At 67.0% G+C, this 17,201-nt stretch carries 14 protein-coding genes; 5 read left to right on the top strand and 9 right to left on the bottom strand.

Annotated features, from left to right (window positions below):
• The 3 genes from msrA to MJ783_RS06750 all read right to left on the bottom strand — a co-directional run.
• The coding region (msrA, locus tag MJ783_RS06760; RefSeq protein WP_239309276.1) for a peptide-methionine (S)-S-oxide reductase MsrA at window positions 1-629 on the bottom strand (629 nt) is incomplete at its 3' end.
• Between the two features lie 156 nt (window positions 630-785).
• Window positions 786-2,078: a PhoH family protein gene (locus tag MJ783_RS06755; RefSeq protein WP_239309274.1), complete on the bottom strand. Its 1,293-nt coding sequence runs from the start codon at window positions 2,076-2,078 to the stop codon at window positions 786-788.
• Window positions 2,079-2,745: 667 nt separating this feature from the next.
• Complete coding sequence (locus MJ783_RS06750; protein WP_239309272.1) at window positions 2,746-4,569, bottom strand: phosphoenolpyruvate carboxykinase (GTP); 1,824 nt, start codon at window positions 4,567-4,569, stop codon at window positions 2,746-2,748.
• Between the two features lie 415 nt (window positions 4,570-4,984).
• On the opposite strand from MJ783_RS06750, the gene MJ783_RS06745 reads away from it, so the two are divergent.
• A complete protein-coding gene (locus tag MJ783_RS06745) occupies window positions 4,985-5,605 on the top strand; it encodes a hemolysin III family protein (RefSeq protein WP_370651465.1) in 621 nt (206 codons plus the stop codon).
• 145 nt (window positions 5,606-5,750) lie between these two features.
• Here MJ783_RS06745 and MJ783_RS06740 read toward each other — a convergent pair whose 3' ends face one another.
• Complete coding sequence (locus MJ783_RS06740; RefSeq protein WP_239309268.1) at window positions 5,751-6,311, bottom strand: hypothetical protein; 561 nt, start codon at window positions 6,309-6,311, stop codon at window positions 5,751-5,753.
• Window positions 6,312-6,416: 105 nt separating this feature from the next.
• Entirely contained in the window at window positions 6,417-8,432 is a 2,016-nt protein-coding gene (locus MJ783_RS06735) for a thioredoxin domain-containing protein (RefSeq protein ID WP_239309266.1), read from the bottom strand.
• On the opposite strand from MJ783_RS06735, the gene MJ783_RS06730 reads away from it, so the two are divergent.
• Together MJ783_RS06730 and leuS are read left to right on the top strand one after the other, a co-directional pair.
• Window positions 8,431-9,393: a rhomboid-like protein gene (locus MJ783_RS06730; RefSeq protein WP_239309264.1), complete on the top strand. Its 963-nt coding sequence runs from the start codon at window positions 8,431-8,433 to the stop codon at window positions 9,391-9,393. The genes MJ783_RS06735 and MJ783_RS06730 overlap by 2 nt on opposite strands.
• A 35-nt stretch (window positions 9,394-9,428) precedes the next feature.
• Window positions 9,429-11,885: a leucine--tRNA ligase gene (leuS, locus tag MJ783_RS06725; protein WP_239309262.1), complete on the top strand. Its 2,457-nt coding sequence runs from the start codon at window positions 9,429-9,431 to the stop codon at window positions 11,883-11,885.
• Window positions 11,886-11,994: 109 nt separating this feature from the next.
• On the opposite strand, the gene MJ783_RS06720 is transcribed toward leuS, so the two are convergent.
• The 4 genes from MJ783_RS06720 to mca all read right to left on the bottom strand — a co-directional run bounded on the left by MJ783_RS06720 (window position 11,995) and on the right by mca (window position 15,695).
• A complete protein-coding gene (locus tag MJ783_RS06720; protein ID WP_239309260.1) occupies window positions 11,995-13,533 on the bottom strand; it encodes a carboxyl transferase domain-containing protein in 1,539 nt (512 codons plus the stop codon).
• Between the two features lie 234 nt (window positions 13,534-13,767).
• Window positions 13,768-14,013, bottom strand: a complete 246-nt coding sequence (locus MJ783_RS06715; protein WP_239309258.1) for a hypothetical protein — start codon at window positions 14,011-14,013, stop codon at window positions 13,768-13,770.
• A 115-nt stretch (window positions 14,014-14,128) separates the two neighbouring features.
• On the bottom strand, window positions 14,129-14,584 hold the full coding sequence (locus tag MJ783_RS06710; RefSeq protein WP_239309256.1) for a tellurite resistance TerB family protein: 456 nt from the start codon (window positions 14,582-14,584) through the stop codon (window positions 14,129-14,131).
• A 214-nt stretch (window positions 14,585-14,798) separates the two neighbouring features.
• On the bottom strand, window positions 14,799-15,695 hold the full coding sequence (gene mca, locus MJ783_RS06705) for a mycothiol conjugate amidase Mca (protein ID WP_239309254.1): 897 nt from the start codon (window positions 15,693-15,695) through the stop codon (window positions 14,799-14,801).
• Between the two features lie 124 nt (window positions 15,696-15,819).
• On the opposite strand from mca, the gene MJ783_RS06700 reads away from it, so the two are divergent.
• On the top strand, window positions 15,820-16,176 hold the full coding sequence (locus tag MJ783_RS06700) for a DUF4307 domain-containing protein (RefSeq protein WP_239309252.1): 357 nt from the start codon (window positions 15,820-15,822) through the stop codon (window positions 16,174-16,176).
• Between the two features lie 374 nt (window positions 16,177-16,550).
• Entirely contained in the window at window positions 16,551-17,033 is a 483-nt protein-coding gene (greA, locus tag MJ783_RS06695; protein WP_239309250.1) for a transcription elongation factor GreA, read from the top strand.
• Window positions 17,034-17,201 lie beyond the last annotated feature (168 nt).

Below are 17,201 nucleotides of genomic sequence, written 5' to 3'. Positions count from 1 at the left end.
TGCCCTGTGCCGCCAAGGCCACAGTAGCCGTTCGGGTTCTTGCTGTCCGACAGGTACTGCTGGTGGTAATCCTCGGCGAAGTAGAACGGGCCAGCCGGGGCAATCTCGGTAGTGATCGGACCGAAACCGCTCCTGGTCAGGACGGCCTGGAAAGCGTCCCGGCTGCGCTCCGCCGCGGCCCGCTGCTCGTCGGAGTGGGTGTAAATCGCCGAGCGGTACTGGGTGCCGACGTCGTTGCCCTGACGCATCCCCTGGGTCGGGTCATGCGCCTCCCAGAAGACCTTCAACAGGTCCTCGTAGCTCACCGCGGCCGGATCGAACACGACCTGAACAGCCTCGGTATGACCAGTGAGGCCGGAGCAGGTCTCCTCGTACGTCGGGTTCGGGGTGATCCCGCCCGCGTACCCGACCGCGGTGGAATACACCCCGGGCGTCTGCCAGAACTTCCGCTCCGCGCCCCAGAAGCAGCCGAGCCCGAACACCGCGATCTGGAAACCCGCGGGGAAAGGGCCCCGCAACGGGGTACCGAGGACCGCGTGTCGGTCCGGTACCGCGAAGGCCGCCTGTGAGCGGCCGGGCAGTGCCCGCTCCGCCGTTGGCAGAACCGGCTTGTGACGAGCGAAGAGCATGTGCGAACACCTCCAGGACGTGTCCACGGTGTCAACCGCGGCCGTCCCCGATACGTTCCCGGGCGCCCGGTCGACAACCGCCGCGGCCATGGGTTCCCGACCGGCCGCGCTGCCGGTCGGGCACCCATGCCGCCGTTGGTGAGCTACCGGACCGCGCTACAGAACAAGGTCCTCCAACATGGTCGTGACCAGTGCGGCGATCGGCGATCGCTCCGAACGGGTGAGGGTGACATGCGCGAACAGCGGATGTCCCTTGAGAGTTTCAATCACGGAGGCAACTCCGTCATGCCGGCCAACCCGCAGATTGTCACGCTGTGCAACATCATGTGTAAGTACCACGCGCGATCCTTGGCCCAGTCGCGACAGTACGGTCAGCAGCACCCCGCGCTCGAGCGACTGCGCTTCATCCACGATGACGAACGCATCGTGCAAGGACCGGCCACGGATGTGGGTGAGCGGCAGCACCTCAAGCATCCCACGGTCAGCGATCTCCTCGATGACCTCCTGGGAGACCAGCGCACCGAGCGTGTCGAAAACGGCCTGCGCCCAGGGCGCCATCTTCTCGTTCTCGCTGCCTGGCAGATAGCCGAGGTCCTGACCACCAACGGCGTACAACGGACGGAACACCACAACCCGGCGGTGCAGCCGTCGTTCCATCACCGCCTCCAGGCCCGCGCACAGCGCCAACGCGGACTTCCCGGTGCCGGCCCGCCCACCGAGAGAGATGATCCCAACGTCGGGATCGAGCAGCAGGTCCAACGCGACACGTTGTTCCGCGGAACGTCCGTGCAGACCGAAGGCCTCCCGGTCACCCCGGACGAGGCACACCTTCTTGTCCGCCGTCACACGTCCGAGCGCCGAGGCGCTGCCGCCGGCGGCGGTGAGCACCAAACCGGTGTGGCAGGGCAGCCCGGCCGCCTCGGCTATCTCGACAGTCTCCCGGGCGTAGAGCCGATCCAGGTCATCCTGGGAGACGGCGAGCTCGGCCATGCCGCTCCAGCCCGAGTCCACCGGGCTCTGCGCCCGGTACTCCTCGGCCGCGAGCCCCACCGCGGACGCCTTTACCCGCAGCGGCAGATCTTTTGTGACAAGAACTACCTCGTCGCCCTCCCGAGCAAGATTGAGCGCTACCGCCAGAATGCGCGAGTCATTGTCATCCACCCGAAACCCCGGCGGGAGCACAGCCGGGTCACTGTGGTTTAGCTCAACCCGCAGAGTTCCACCGTCATCCAACGGCAACGCCTGATCCAGCCGACCATGGCGGATTCGTAGGTCGTCAAGCAAACGAAGGGCTTCACGGGCGAACCAACCCAGTTCGGGATGGTTCCGCTTACCTTCCAGCTCCCCTACGACAACCAGCGGAAGCACAACATTGTGCTCCGCGAACCGCAGCAGCGCACCAGGATCAGACAAGAGCACGCTTGTGTCGACGACATGCGTTCGTGGCACACGCCCACCCGCTTACTCGGAGGAAGTCCGGGACCAAGCCCCACAGGGGGCCGGGTACCGGCCTCCTGGCGTTGTCGCGAATGCGGCACCGAGGGGCCTCCCGAGTGGTCCAGCCCAGTGCCGGACCACAACTTGAGCCAGCTGGATCCACCCGACGGATCGTCCTTCGGTAACGTCCGCCAGCGGAACCCAGGGTCACACGCTAGCTCCCTCGCCTCGAAAAGGCGACCATTTTTGCACAACACACTCGGCGACGGTCACCGACCATATAGTGATGCCGGGCGAAACCGCCTGTGTCCCAGACACAACAGGTTGATCGCCTAATCCGGATCGAGCAGCCTTGGACAACGATGTAGTCCGCCGTTCATATGAACGTCACCACCGGACCGGCCGGCGAGTGGCGGGCAAGACAGGGCCCGGCCAGAACGACAACGGCCGAAGCCGTGCTCATGGCGCATAGCGGACGCCGATCCGGCCGGCAGCACCGTGCCCCGCATGCTGACCACAGAAGTCCACCGTAATCGTGAAAAACCGTCATGAAAACGCCGGCAGACACAGCATGGTAATGACCACTACGACATCCCGTCCAGAGCCATACGAGCCCAACAGCATCCGAGTGCGCGAAAAACCATAATCACGCACTCTTCAGCCGGACGGCGAGTGGTCGTCAGTCCTTCAGGCGGGCGACCAAGGCCTCCTGTTCGGCCCACAACTCGGCGGGAAGCCCGTCCCCGAAGGTCCGGTAGTGTTCTGGAATCAGCTCCGCTTCCCGCTTCCAGACCTCGGTGTCAAGGGTGAGCAGCTCGGCGAGCTCCTCAGGCGCGACGTCGAGGCCTTCCGTGGGCAGTGCCTCGGCGGTGGGCTGGATGCCCAGCGGGCTCTCCACCCCATCGGCCTGGCCTTCGAGCCGGCCGACAACCCAGGCCAGGACCCGGCTGTTCTCGCCGTAGCCCGGCCACATGAACCGGCCCTGCGCGTTCTTGCGGAACCAGTTGACATAGTAGATCCGCGGCAGTTTCTCCGGATCGGCCTTGCGACCTATCGCCAGCCAGTGCGCGAAGTAGTCCGCCATGTTGTAGCCACAGAACGGCAGCATCGCGAACGGGTCGCGCCGCAGCTTGCCGATCTCTCCGGCCTGGGCCGCGGTCGTCTCGGACGCGACGATCGAGCCGAAGAACACCCCGCGCTGCCAGGTCGGTGCCTCGGTCACCAGCGGAACCGCGGTCGCTCGACGCCCTCCGAACAGGATGGCCGAGATGGGGACGCCCTTCGGGTCCTGCCACTCCGCCGCGATCGTCGGGCACTGGCTCGCGGGCACCGTGAAGCGGGCGTTGGGGTGGGCGGCCGGCTCGGTGGCCTCCGGCGTCCAGTCACGCCCCTTCCAGTCGATGAGGTGCGCGGGCTTGTCCCTGGTCAGCCCCTCCCACCAGACGTCCCCGTCGTCAGTGCGGGCGACGTTGGTGAAGACCGTGTTCCCCCACAGGGTCTCGATGGCGTTCGGGTTGGTCTCGATACCCGTACCCGGTGCCACGCCGAAGAAGCCGGCCTCCGGGTTCACCGCGTACAGCCGGCCGTCATCCCCAAAACGCATCCAGGCGATGTCGTCACCGACAGTCTCGGCCTGCCAGCCCGGCAACGTCGGAATGATCATTGCGAGATTGGTCTTGCCGCAGGCCGACGGGAAGGCCGCCGCGATGAAGTGCACCTGGTTTGTCGGCGACGTCAACTTGAGAATAAGCATGTGCTCGGCCAGCCAGCCCTCGTCGCGGGCCATTACCGAGGCGATCCGCAACGCATAGCACTTCTTGCCCAGCAGGGCATTCCCACCATAGCCGGATCCAAACGACCAGATCTCCCGGGTCTCCGGAAAGTGCGTGATGTACTTCGTCGGGTTGCACGGCCACGGGACATCGGCCTGGCCCGGCTCAAGGGGCGCGCCCAACGAGTGCACACACGGGACAAAGAACCCGTCCGTACCCAGCTGCTCGAGAGCGGGAGCGCCCATTCGTGTCATCATCCGCATTGACGCGACAACATACGGCGAGTCGGTGATTTCAACACCAAGAGCGGAAATTCGTGAGCCCAGCGGGCCCATGCAAAAGGGCACGACATACATCGTGCGCCCGCGCATACTGCCCGCAAAAAGACCACGCAGCTTTGCCCGCATCTCATCCGGGTCGATCCAGTTGTTGGTCGGTCCGGCGTCCGCGGGATCGCGCGAGCAGATGTAGGTACGGTCCTCAACCCGGGCAACGTCGGTGGGATCAGAAGCCGCGAAAAAACTACCTGGACGCTTCTCCTCGTCCAATGGCACAAAAGTGCCCTTGTCGACCAGCAATCGCGCGAGTTCCGCGTACTCCGCGTCAGAACCGTCACACCACTGGATGCGTTCCGGTCGGGCGAGTTCGGCGATCTCGCGTACCCAGGCAATCAGCCCGGCATGCCTAGTCGGGGCAGCGTCCAGCCCCGGAATCTGCGCCGCGGTCGTCACAGCTCCCACCTCCGCTTGAGTTGAGCCCACCACGGCCTCGCCGTGTCGCCATAGGTCCCTGCCATGGCAGGCCCACTCGTGCCCGGGATCGCGGAACGCATGCGTAGTGAACCCGCAACAACGTGCCGACACCCCACTGTGCACTACATAGCGAGTCCACCACGGCTTGGGCGATTCGAGGCCGGGTACAGGATCTTTTGACTCTACCGTGGGAGCTTCTGACAGTCGCGCGGTCGACGCGCCTCGCGGCGGGGCAGATCCGTCACGCTGCGAAACCGAATGCGGACGGCAACATTCACGGCGGGTAGCGCGGCGGGTAGTAAGGAGAGCTGACGCAAGATACGGTCACCACGTGACCACAACGGTACCCGGACATGACTTCGGCAAGCATCCCCATGACCTGGTACGACCACGGATGCGCGGCTGGCTGCACGCTGGCGCGTTCCCGGTCAGCGTGGCACTCGGTGTAATCGCGGTGGCCTTGGCCGGCACGTTCCGCGCGCGCCTGGCCGTCGGTATTTATGCGCTGAGCATCGCCCTTCTGTTCGGCACCAGCGCGCTTTACCATCGAAAAATGTGGGCAACGTCACGCGCCCGCTCGCTGATGAAGCGGCTCGATCATTCAATGATCTTTATTTTCATCGCCGGGACGTATACACCGCTGACCTTGCTGTCGTTGCCACCGAAGACCGCGCGGACCATACTCACGATCGTCTGGAGCGGCGCGGCGGTCGGGATCGGGCTGCGGATGCTCTGGCTGCACTCACCCCGTTTCCTGATGGTGCCGCTGTACATCGCCCTGGGCTGGGTGGCGGTCTTCGTCATACCTCAGCTGCTGCACACCGCGGGCGTGACAGCGCTGGTCCTGATCATTGTCGGCGGCGTCCTCTACAGCATCGGGGCGTTCGTCTACGCGGCCCAACGCCCAAACCCGGCCCCGGGGACGTTCGGCTACCACGAGGTTTTCCACGCCTTCACAATCGTCGCGGCGGCGTGCCACTACATTGCCGTCATCTTCGCTATTTACGCGACATGACCTGATGCCGGTGACCGGCGCCCGGCCGGCGCCGGTCACCGGAAAGACAAACTCCATGACCGGGGAAAACACCCGCACGCCAACGGACGACGCTCCCCCGGCGGCGACCACTAAGAGCGACCGGCGCTGGGCGCCAGCCGGATTCTCACAGTTCAGGACCCTCGGCGCGAACCTGCTCGACCTTCTCCATAGCCTCCCGCAGACGGGTGAGCCATGGCTGGGCGTTTTCACCGACGAGACGGACGCACCACGCGAGCGCGTCGCTGCGGCTGCGCGCAACCCCCGAGTCGACCAACGTGTCAAGAACATGGCGTTCCGGTTGCCGAAGCCGGGTCATTACCGGAACGGACAGTGTCGTGAACAACTCGGTTGTGCCACCCGCTGTCACCCCCCACGCAACCTTGCGCAGATAACGCTGCTCCGCCTCCCGCGCGATCGCGATCCGGGCGTCCCGGGTCGCCTCGCGGAAACGCCGGATCCGGCCCGACTCCGCGGCGGCCACCGCGGCCTGGTCGTCAGACTCGACGTCGGGAGCGGGCACCGTGCCCACAACAATGATCTCATCCCGATCCACGGTCACCGTGACCGGGCGGTTGAACCACTCGTCGGGCAGTCGCCCGGTGAACCATGCCTGCGCGTCGTCCGCGGGTGGCGCCTGCTCACGCTCGCCCCAGCGACCGTGGCCGCGCCCGCGCGATCCCGCCATGCCGTGCCTCCTCGCCATCTGTTCTCGATGTTGGCTCCCGTGCATCACGCACCTCCTGGTTGATTACATACTTACAAGTGATACACGAGCAACTGGAAGCAGGCATCAGACATTCCTCGAAGACACTGGAAGGACCTTGACCCCCAGCTGCTCACGCACTGCCTCGGCCGTGGTCGCGGGCCGCTCACACACGAAGCCTCGGCACACATGGACCCCGGCGGCCCGACCGTGTGCCAACGGCCCGGAGGTCACCACGACCGCGCCCGGCGCGGTGGTGAGCCGGGCGAGTCCTTCCAGGTCCGGCCGGTCGACAACCGCCACCTCAGCCGGTCCGGCGAGAAACGCCGCACCAACCGCACCCGCCCATCCGGCGAAGGAGGCGTTCCTGCCGAACATCGGCACCAGAGCCGCAAGTGCCCGCTCAGCCGCTTCACGATGGTCGCGGGAAGCCGTCAGCGCCGCGTAGGTCAGCAGTGCGCCCGTGATCGCCGCCTGGCCGGACGGTGCCGGCGAGTCCGCGGAGTCCCGCGGCCGGCGCAACAGCCGCTCGGCGTCGTCCGCGGTGTCGTGGAATCCACCGTCAGCCGCGACAAAGTGCGCGCATGCGACACCAAGCAGGTCACCGGCCGCCGCCAACCACCGGTCATCACCGGTGACCTGGTGCAGGACGAGCAGGCCCTCGGCAACATCCCCGTAGTCCTCCAGCACCCCGGCGTTGGTTCCGGCCCGGCCGTGCCGACTTGTCCGGCGCAACCGGCCCGCCACCCAGTGGACGTCGAGGAGCAGCGTTGCCGCCTCGACGGCCGCGGTCACCCAGCCCGGCTCCGCCAGCAGCACGCCGGCCTCGGCCAGCGCGGCGATCGCGAGGCCGTTCCACGCCGCGACGACCTTGTCGTCCCGAGCGGGCTGGGGCCGGCGCGCCCGCGCCGCCGCGAGCCGGGCCCGCACCCGGGTGAACCTGGCGGGATCATCGGCGTCCGCGGCGAGTGCCAGCACGGATGCGCCATGCTCGAAGGTTCCCGCGGCGGTGACACCGAAGACACCCGCGGCCCAGGCCCCGTCGTCCTGGCCGAGGACGTCGACAAGCTCGGCCGGCGTCCAGACGTAGGTGGCACCCTCAGCGGCATGCCCGCCAGCACCAGGCGCGGTGGCCACGGTCGTGTCCGCGTCCAGCGCGGAGGCGAACCCGCCTTCGGGGGTCCGCAGCTCGCCCAGCAGGAAGGCCGCGGTCTCACGGGTGACCCGCTCGGCCAGCGCGGATCCGGTCGCCCGCCACAGGTGCAGGTAAACCCGCAGCAGCTGGGCGTTGTCGTAGAGCATCTTCTCGAAGTGGGGGACGGTCCAGGTGGCATCCACGCTGTAACGGGCGAAGCCGCCGGCAAGCTGGTCGTAAATCCCACCACGAGCCATTCCCTCGCAGGTGGCCGTGATCATACGCAGGCTCGCGGCGTCCCCGGTGCGGGCCCAGTGCCGCAGCAACATCTCCAGCAGCGCGGACGGCGGGAACTTCGGTGCCGTTCCGAAACCACCGTTCACCGGGTCGAAGGCCCGCCCTGCCTGCTCGACCGCGGCATCGAGCAGCCGCGCGGTGAACGGGGCCGGCGGCCCGCCCGCGGCATCGGCTGCCGCGGCGACCTGACGCGCGATGCCCGCGCCGGAGGCGGTCACCTCGTCCCGGCGCGTCCGCCATGCGCTCGTCACCGCCTCGAGCACCTGCCGGAACGACCCCATCCCCGCCCGCGGCGCCGGCGGGAAGTAGGTACCAGCGTAGAACGGCTCACCTGCCGGTGTGAGGAAGACCGTCATCGGCCAGCCACCGTGGCCGGTGAGGGCGACGGTGACGTCCATGTAGACAGCGTCGACGTCAGGCCGTTCCTCGCGGTCAACTTTGATGTTGACGAAGTGCTCGTTCATGAATGCCGCGGTTGTCGCGTCCTCGAACGACTCGTGGGCCATCACGTGGCACCAATGGCACGACGCATAGCCCACGGACAACAGCACCGGGACGCCACGATCGGTGGCCTCGGTGAATGCGTCGGCGCCCCATGGCCACCAGTCGACCGGGTTGTCGGCGTGCTGGAGCAGGTAGGGTGAGGTCTGATCAACAAGGTGGTTCGGCATGTGCCCAGCATTCCCGTTGCCGGGGAAGCGTGGCCGCCTCCCGGACATTGAACTCCATGTGGTGTATGCCCACCGGATTCTGTTGCGCGACGTCCCCGGCCTGCCCTTCCGGTCGTCCTGCTGGCCGTGGGCCCGGGCGGAACCGTCGCAAACGTCACGGCGGGAGAGGGATCCCGGTCTGCCGCCATGGCCGCCGTCGTTCGCATGGCCGCCCTCGTTCCCATGGCCGGTCCCGCGCGCCGGCTGGGACCTGCTACGCCAGGCGTGGCATACCGCGCCACTGGCAATGATCTACATTGTTGTCCTGGCGGCCACCTCAGCGGCCCTCGCGGTCGCCCACACCCTCGATTTCGAGCTCTATCACCGCATCCTGGTCGCTCACTCCACCAACCTGACCGGGCTGCGGACCCGCCCGCTCTACGTCCTGCTGGCCAGCGCCTGCTGGCTTGACGGCGTCAGCTTCTTCCCGTCAGCCGCCGCGGTGGCCGCGGTTGTCGCGCCGCTGGAACGGATGATCGGCTCAAGGCCGGCACTCGGAGTATTCGCGACCGGCCACATCGGAGCGAGCCTGCTCGTCGCCGGTGGCCTCGTGGCCGGCCGGGCCATGCGGCTCGTCGACGACTCGGTCACCGATGCCGTCGACGTCGGCGCGAGCTACGGTCTGATCGCCTGTGGTGCGGTGCTCACCGCAGCCCTGCCGCCGGGCCGGCGCTGGCCGCTGGCTGGTGCTCTGACCGCCGGGCTCGCTCTCGACATGGCGCGCGAGCCCGACTTCACCGCCGCCGGTCATCTCCTCTCGGCCGCGCTCGGCCTGCTCTGCTCCCAGTACCTGCGGCGGCGGCATCCCCTGCGCCGGCCAGGTGCCTCGAACGGAATCGTCCCGGCCCAGGGCCGGCCGGCCACGGCTCCGCCTGCCGCACGATGGCGTCGAGTCGCGCCACCCACCGAGGGCATAGGATGAAGCTCCGCCTGCTGAATGATGGATAAGGTAGATAGATGGACGCCCCGGATTTTCGTGAGATCGACAAGAAGTGGCAAGATATATGGCACCGTGAGCGCACCTGGCAGGTGTCCAACAACCTCACGGAGTCCGGCGGGGCCGCCTACGTACTTGAGATGCTTCCCTACACGAGTGGCGAGCCGCATATTGGGCACCTCAAGAACTACGCCGTGGGTGACGCGGTCGCGCACTTCATGCGCCGCAATGGCCGGCGCGTGCTTCATCCCATGGGATACGACGCCTTCGGGCTGCCGGCCGAGAACCACGCGATTCGCACGGGAAAGCATCCCAAAGAATCCACCGACGAGTCAATAGCGTCATTTGCGCGGCAGTTCCGTGAATGGGGAATCTCCATCGACTGGTCGCGCGAGCTCGCCACACACCAGCCATCGTACTACCGGTGGACGCAGTGGATATTTCTGCGGCTGTTCGAGAAGGGCCTCGCATACCGCAAGAACGCCGCCGTCAAATGGTGTCCCAAGGACGCCACCGTCCTTGCCAACGAACAGGTCGTCGGCGGGCGCTGTGAGCGATGCGGCACCGAGGTTGAAGCACGCCAGCTCGAGCAGTGGTTCTTCAGGATCACTGATTACGCGGACCGGCTGCTCGCCGGCCTGCACGAGATCGAGTGGCCGGAACACGTGAAGACAATGCAGCGGAACTGGATCGGCCGGTCCGAGGGCGCCGAGGTGATATTCTCCTGTGTGGAGACGGGCGAACAGTACCACGTCTTCACGACTCGTCCGGACACCCTGTTCGGTGCTACTTTCTTCGTGCTGGCACCGGAACATCCAGACGTCCTTCGGCTCGCCGCCGGCACCCCACAGGAAGAATCCGTCCGCGAATACGTCAACCAGGCGCTGCGTAGCACAAACGACACGCGGGGGGCAGCCGACAAGCCGAAGACCGGCGTTTTCCTCGGCCGCCATGTGATCAATCCGGCGAACAACGAACATATCCCCGTCTACGTCGCCGACTACGTCCTCATGGAGTACGGGACCGGCGCTGTCATGGCCGTGCCGGCCCACGACGAACGCGACTACGCGTTCGCGCGTGCGTTCGGGCTCCCCATCACCCAGGTGATAACCCCCGACGACCCGGACGGCCCCGCCGCCGGGCAGCTTCCTTACACCGGGGCGGGCACGCTCCGCTCCTCAGGCGAGTTCGACGGCCTGACCAGCGCCGCGGCGGGCGCGGCCATAACCTCGTGGCTCGCGGCCGAAGGTGCCGGATGCCAAACGGTGAGTTACAAGCTTCGTGACTGGCTCGTATCACGGCAGCGATACTGGGGCTGCCCGATACCAATCGTCCACTGCCAGTCATGCGGACTGGTCCCGGTGCCCGACGAACAGCTACCGGTCCGCCTGCCCGATATCGAGGACTACGCGCCCAAGGGACGTTCCCCGCTTGCCTCCGCGGACGACTGGGTCAACGTGACGTGCCCGGCCTGCGGTGGACACGCCCGCCGCGAGACCGACACAATGGACACTTTTGTCGACTCGTCCTGGTATTTTCTCCGTTACTGTGATCCAACCAACACCGAGCAGGCCTGGGATTTCAACGCGCTCGCCGAGTGGATGCCAGTCGACCAGTACATCGGCGGTATCGAACACGCGATCCTGCACCTGCTGTACGCGCGCTTCCTCACCAAGGTCCTGTACGACCTCGGCAAAGTCCCCGTTGCGGAACCGTTTGCGAAGCTCTTTACCCAGGGAATGATCACAAAAGACGGCGCCAAGATGTCCAAATCCCGCGGAAACGTCGTCTCACCCGTGCGGATCGTGAAGCATTACGGTGCGGATACCGCTCGATGCTACGTGCTCTTCATGGGGCCGCCCGATACAGGCGCCGACTGGTCCGACGAGGGAATCGAGGGCGTCTACCGCTTCCTGCGCCGGCTGCTGCGCCTCGGCCGGGAGCTTGCGGAGACAACTCAGGCGCCGGCCGCGGGCGACACCCACCAGATCGACACCGGGCTGAACCGGAAGGTCGCGGAGACAATCGTCCGCGTAACCGAGAGCATGACCCAGAAGTTCGCCTTCAACATTTCCATAGCGGCCGTCATGGAGCTGTCGAACTCAGTGAGCCGGGCACAACGGGACGGAGCGAGTCCGGCGGCTCTCCGGCACGCGGTCGCCACGGGGGCGTCGCTCCTCTTTCCCTTTGCCCCGCACATCTCCTCCGAGGTCTACGAACTGCTCACTGGACGGCGTGTGTGGGAGGATTCCTGGCCGCTTGCGGATATGACCCTGCTGGCCTCTGAGACAAAGCTGATCGTGTGCCAGGTCAACGGCAAGGTGCGAGATCGCGTTGAAGTGCCGGCCGGCGCGGATGACGCGGTAGTCGAATCCGCCGCGAGGGCTTCCCAGGCCGTGCTGCACGCCCTTTCCGACAGCACGCTCCTCAAAACAGTCGTCGTCAGGGACAAACTCATCAATTTTGTTGTTCGCTGAGCGGGCCACCTGATCCCCGGCCCGGTCGGCCCGGCGGCAGACAGCCACGCTGACGATGTCCTGCCGTGCGGGCCGGGCGTGCGGCCGCACGGCGAGGCAGTGTGCGGCCTCACGGCGGCAGGCGGCGATAGCGTTCGCGCCTGGCCGCCAGTCTCGTTGCCGGGTGCTGTCCCCCGACGGTCCGCAGGAGCTCGACGGCGCCATCGGCAATATCGGTCATCCGGCCGCGGACGTCGACGGAGATCCGGGTTCCCAGGTCGGCACCACCAGGGGCATCCGGACCGGGAAGAATCAGGTCGACGATGCCGAGCCGGCGCAGGTCATCAGCGGTAATGAACATTTCGCGGGCCAGGCCGGCGGCACGCTCGACGGTACGGTGCATAATCACGGACGCGCCCTCCGGCGGCAACGGAGCCAACCAGGCGTCCTCGGCCGCGACCGCAACGTCCGTCGGCAGCAGCGCCAGCGCGGCACCACCCGTCCCCTGGCCGAGTAGCACACTCACCGTCGGCACCGGTGCGCTCATCAGCGCCGCGAGGCAATGCGCGATTGTCGTGGCGAGCCCGTCACGTTCCGCCTCCGGCGAAAGCTCCGCCCCGGGCGTGTCGATGACGGTGACCACGGGCAAACGTAGATCCGCGGCGCGTTGCACCGCCTGTCGTGCCGCATGTAGATCACGCACCCCGATGGGCCGATGACGCTGGGCCGTCCGGTCCTGGCCGATGACGACACAGGGGGCCCCGCGCAGCAGGGCGAGCGCCGTGACAATCGGTGTGCCGGGCACGTCAGGTCCGTGGCCCAGCTCGGACGCGCCAAGAGAGGTGAGGTCGCTTGTCGAGGCAGCCAGGAACTCGCGCAGCCCGGGGCGATCGGGCGCCCGGGTCGCGAGCACCGACGCCCACGGATCCCTCGCGGCGGCCGCGGCGACGCGGGCCGGCGGTTTCCCTACGCCGCCGCGCACTGTCGCGAGGCCACGGTCGGCCGTCACAACGGTCAGCACCCGCCGTACAGCTTCCCGCAGATCAGCAGGAGCGACGAGAGCGTCGAGCGCACCGGCCCGGCGCAGTTCCCGCGGGCTCTGCGTCCCAGCCGCGAACGTCGTGCCAGTGAGCGCCTCAACCACCCGGGGGCCAAGGAAGCCGACCAACGCGCCGGGCTCGGCAAAGGTGACATGCCCGAGCGACGCCCAGGACGCGAGCACTCCTCCGGTGGTGGGGTGGCGCAGGTAGACCAGGTACGGCAGGCTGGCCGCCCGGTGCTCGGCGATAGCACCGCTGATCGTCAGCATCCGTAGAAAGGCGGGTGTGCCCTCCTGCATCCGGGTGCCGCCGCTCGCGGGCAGCGCGAGCAGTATCCGTTCCTCGGCGGTGGCCCGTTCGATCGCGGCGGTGGCCCGCTCTGCCGCGACAACGCCCACGCTGCCGCCGAGAAAGCCGTACTCGCTGGCCACGATGGCGACCCGGTGGCCAGCCACCCGGCCCGCGCCGGTGCGGATCGACTCGTCCGCGCCACTTCGTTCCGCGGCCCGCGACAGGTCCCGCCGGTAGGCGGCGCCGCTGGCAGGCCGCGCTGGGGCGGTGTCCCAACAGCTCCAGCTGCCCGCATCCAGTAACAGGTCGAGCAGTTCCGCAAGATTTGGGTGCTTCACTGTGCGCGCTGTCCCCCATCAGGTGTCAGCCCTACCGGACCGCGCCGCCCAGCCAGCAACGAGCCGCGGCGTGTTTCGGAAGCCGTCGTCCGATCAGGGAGCCGCGTCCAGGTGGTTCCCGGCAAGGCCGCGGGCCACACCGATACCGGATGCGTGGTACCGGTGTGGCTGAGAACACGGCCAGCGGCCGCCTGGTCGCGGCGAGCCGGACAGACGGCGCTTGCGAAACACGCCCTAGTCGGGCTCGGCCGAGTTCTGAGTTGGAATATCGCTGCCGAAGCCATGAACGCCGGAAGGCCTGTCCTGATGCGTCCCGCGCTCACCGAAGCGTCCGTCGGCGACGTTGCCACGCAGCCGTACAAGGCTACGCGACATCATCACGAAGAGACCGACAGCCGCCAGGCCCAACAGCAGGACCACGAGAAAGCCGCCCGCGCCAGCGCTGACCCCGAGGGCAAGGGCCCGTCCCGCCTCTGTCACCCCTCGACCCTACGCCGGCCAGCCGGACAACGTGGTCAGGTGCCGGCTCGGCCTGGTATCGCCGGGCTCCGGCCGGATGCCTGGCACGATCGAGGAGACGCCCGGTGCCTGGCGGTCAGAGGTCGAACTCATTGGGGTCCAGTCCCACCGCGTAGCAGGCCTCCCGGACAACCTGTTGCTCGGACTTGTCGAAGTGACCGTCAGCGCCTCCGATGACGATGCCTATCTGGATCACCGCTCGTGCCTCGGCCGGCTTCTTCTTGGTCTTGCCGATGTCCTGGATCACGCTGACCTTGCCGAAGTCGAAGTCGGTCTGCAGCCTGACGCAGTAGTCGTTGAACTTCTGCTGCAGCTGCTCCGCCGGGAAGTTCTGCAGCACCTCGTTCGACCCGATGAGCGCGGCGACCTTACGGCGCTCGTCCGGGTCGATACTGCCGTCGGCGGCGGCGACCAGCGCGCACATGGCCATGCTCGCATCCCTGAAGGCACCGCTTTTGAGATCGTTCTTCTTGGCGTTCAGCTGCTGCTGCATGGACGTGGTAGTAGTGCGCAGACGATCCCAGATCGCCATGACATGATCCTCTCATCTTTGCCATATGAGCCGTGCGTTCGTATGTGCGGAGCTGGATGCCGCAATGAGAGAACATCCTGTCACCAGCAACGACCGATGGCCCGCGGCCGTGCCCCGGTCCCCGGGCCGTCTCGGGACGTCTCGGAACGGTTACAACGGCGGCCCGAGCGTTAGCCGGCACCGCCGCCCGATGCGGTCAGGCTGGTCAGGCTGGTCAGCGGATCCCGTTGAACAGGTCGCTCTCGGGCAACGTGCCCACTTCGATCAACGATCGGGCGAGCTGGTAATCCTCGGTCGGCCATACCTCGCGCTGGATCTCGAGCGGGATACGGAACCACGGCCCGTTCGGGTCCACCTGGGTCGCGTGGGCCAGCAGCGCGCGGTCGCGGGTCTCGAAGAAGTCCCCGCACGGCACCCTGGTGGTGATCCGACCGGAGTCACCCGCACGGTCTGCCCACTTCAGCAGGCTGTCGGCATAAGGCGATTCGCGCCCGCTGGCGACCATGGCGTCGTGCAGGGCAAGCAGGCGCGCCTTGTGGAACGTCTGGTGATAGTAAAGTTTGAAGGGCTGCCAAGGCGACAGACCGGCGTCATCGCCGACCTCCGGATAACGCCGCGAGTCGCCCGCGGCCTCGAATGCCTCAACTGTGATCTTGTGGTTCATGATGTGATCAGGATGAGGATAACCGCCATTCTCATCATAGGTGACCACAACCTGTGGCCGGAACTCCCGTATCAGTTTGATCAGCGGCCTGGCCGCGTCAGCCAGCGGCAGGAGCGCGAAGCATCCTGCCGGCAGCGGCGGCGGCGGGTCGCCCGTTGGCAGACCGGAGTCGTGGAAGCCCAGCCAGACCTGTTGGACTCCAAGAATGCGGCGCGCGTGCTCCATCTCGGCCCGCCGCAGCTCTGGCAGGCGCGCGTGGACCTCCGGTCGGTCAAGATCGGGATTCAGCACGGTGCCCGCCTCACCGCCCGTACAGGTCACCACGAGTACCTCGACGCCCTCATGAACGTAACGGGCCATGCTCGCCGCGCCCTTGCTGGACTCGTCGTCGGGGTGGGCGTGCACCGCCATGAGTCGCAGGCCATCCCCGCTGGTCGCCTCAGACATGCCACCATTGTCCCCGATGCCTCCAGCGACCTCGCCGACCGAGCCGCCGCACGCCCCCCAGCCGGGAGGGCCGCGCGCGCCTCGCTTCCCGTTGCGCTGGCTCGATATCCCGTGGCTTGGTGGCATGAGAGTGGCTCCCTGGTTTCTGCTGGCGGCGCTCCTCGTCGTGGTGCTCGCGGCGGTCGGCGCCGGGTGGGTCCAGGGCCGGCCGGATCGGCTCGACTACGCCACCCGTGCCTTCCGGATCAGTGGGACGCAGGCGCAGCTGACGTTCGATGTGGAAAAGTCACCCAACGCCGTGGCACAATGCACTGTCCGCGCACGCTCCCGGGATAACCAGATCGTCGGCCGGCGCACCGACATCGTCGTCGGTCCGGCTACAAACGGCCAGCGGGTCACGACCGTAAAGGTCACAGTGACCACATCCCAGGAGGCGAACGTGGTCGAGGTCGAGGACTGTCAGATCACCCGCGCCGGCTGACAACCGCATGGGAATGCTGACGCGCGATCAGGGCACAGCCGTGCCCTGATTCGTCGCGTACGGCAAGCAATGACGCTTGCCTACGCGGAGTTTCCCGACTGGGATCGCCAACTGTTAGGCTGGGCGTTTGCCCCCGCCTGTACTTCCAACCCTGACCCAACCATCCCCAGTTCTGACAAGCTCCATCTTCCTATCAATTTTTATCATCAAATAGACAATTCCGACCCAACGATGGACCGAACGAGATACAGCCGAACTCGTCATAATCCGGTCATATGCGTGCGGCCCATCGAGATACCGGCGACCGGCAGAGCAGAGATCATGGTTCTGGCTCGCGCGGCCGGCGGCCCCAGGCAACGTAAGGAGCGTGACGCGTGTCGCAGCAGACGTGGCTGACCCAGGAGGCGTACGACCGGCTCCGCGGGGAGCTCGACCACCTCACCGGGACCGGTCGTGTCGAGATCGCCAACAAGATCGAAGCTGCTCGCGAGGAGGGCGACCTCAAGGAGAACGGCGGCTACCACGCGGCCAAGGAAGAACAGGGCAAGATGGAGTCGCGCATCCGGCAGCTCACCGATCTGCTGCGTGACGCGCGAGTCGGTGAAGCTCCGCAGTTCAACGGCGCGGCAGGTCCGGGCACTGTAGTCGAGGTCCGCTTCCCCGGGGACGACGACACCGAGAAGTTCCTGATCGGATCCCGCGAGGATCACAGCACATCACTTGAGGTGTACTCGGCGCAGTCACCGCTCGGTGGAGCGGTTGCCGGCCACAAGGCAGGTGACACCGTGACCTACACCTTGCCCAACGGCCGCCCGGCCCGGGTCGCGATCGTCTCGGTGGCGCCTTACCACCGCTGATCTCCACGTATCTCCGCTGGTCCGCTCCGGGCTTCCGGCCGTGCGACCGTGTCCTTGGCGGCCTGGGTGTCTCTGCCATCGTGTCTCGCCCGCCGCCCAACGCCATGATCGCACGGCCCGGGACGCAGCCAGCCCCGCCCGCCATCCGGACCAGCCCACCGCCGGCTT

The organism is Protofrankia sp. Cj3, assembly GCF_917627355.1.
Taxonomy (GTDB): Bacteria; Actinomycetota; Actinomycetes; order Frankiales; family Frankiaceae; genus Protofrankia.
This window is presented reverse-complemented; position numbering and strand designations above follow the sequence as displayed.

Bases quoted from the DNA above. Each gene is read 5' to 3' on its own strand.
- MJ783_RS06745 (WP_370651465.1), top strand. From the start codon at position 4,985: ATGCGCGGCTGGCTGCACGCTGGCGCGTTCCCGGTCAGCGTGGCACTC.
- MJ783_RS06740 (WP_239309268.1), bottom strand. From the start codon at position 6,311: ATGGCGGGATCGCGCGGGCGCGGCCACGGTCGCTGGGGCGAGCGTGAG.
- MJ783_RS06730 (WP_239309264.1), top strand. From the start codon at position 8,431: ATGTGCCCAGCATTCCCGTTGCCGGGGAAGCGTGGCCGCCTCCCGGAC.
- MJ783_RS06735 (WP_239309266.1), bottom strand. From the start codon at position 8,432: ATGCCGAACCACCTTGTTGATCAGACCTCACCCTACCTGCTCCAGCAC.
- leuS (WP_239309262.1), top strand. From the start codon at position 9,429: ATGGACGCCCCGGATTTTCGTGAGATCGACAAGAAGTGGCAAGATATA.
- MJ783_RS06710 (WP_239309256.1), bottom strand. From the start codon at position 14,584: ATGGCGATCTGGGATCGTCTGCGCACTACTACCACGTCCATGCAGCAG.
- mca (WP_239309254.1), bottom strand. From the start codon at position 15,695: ATGTCTGAGGCGACCAGCGGGGATGGCCTGCGACTCATGGCGGTGCAC.
- MJ783_RS06700 (WP_239309252.1), top strand. From the start codon at position 15,820: ATGAGAGTGGCTCCCTGGTTTCTGCTGGCGGCGCTCCTCGTCGTGGTG.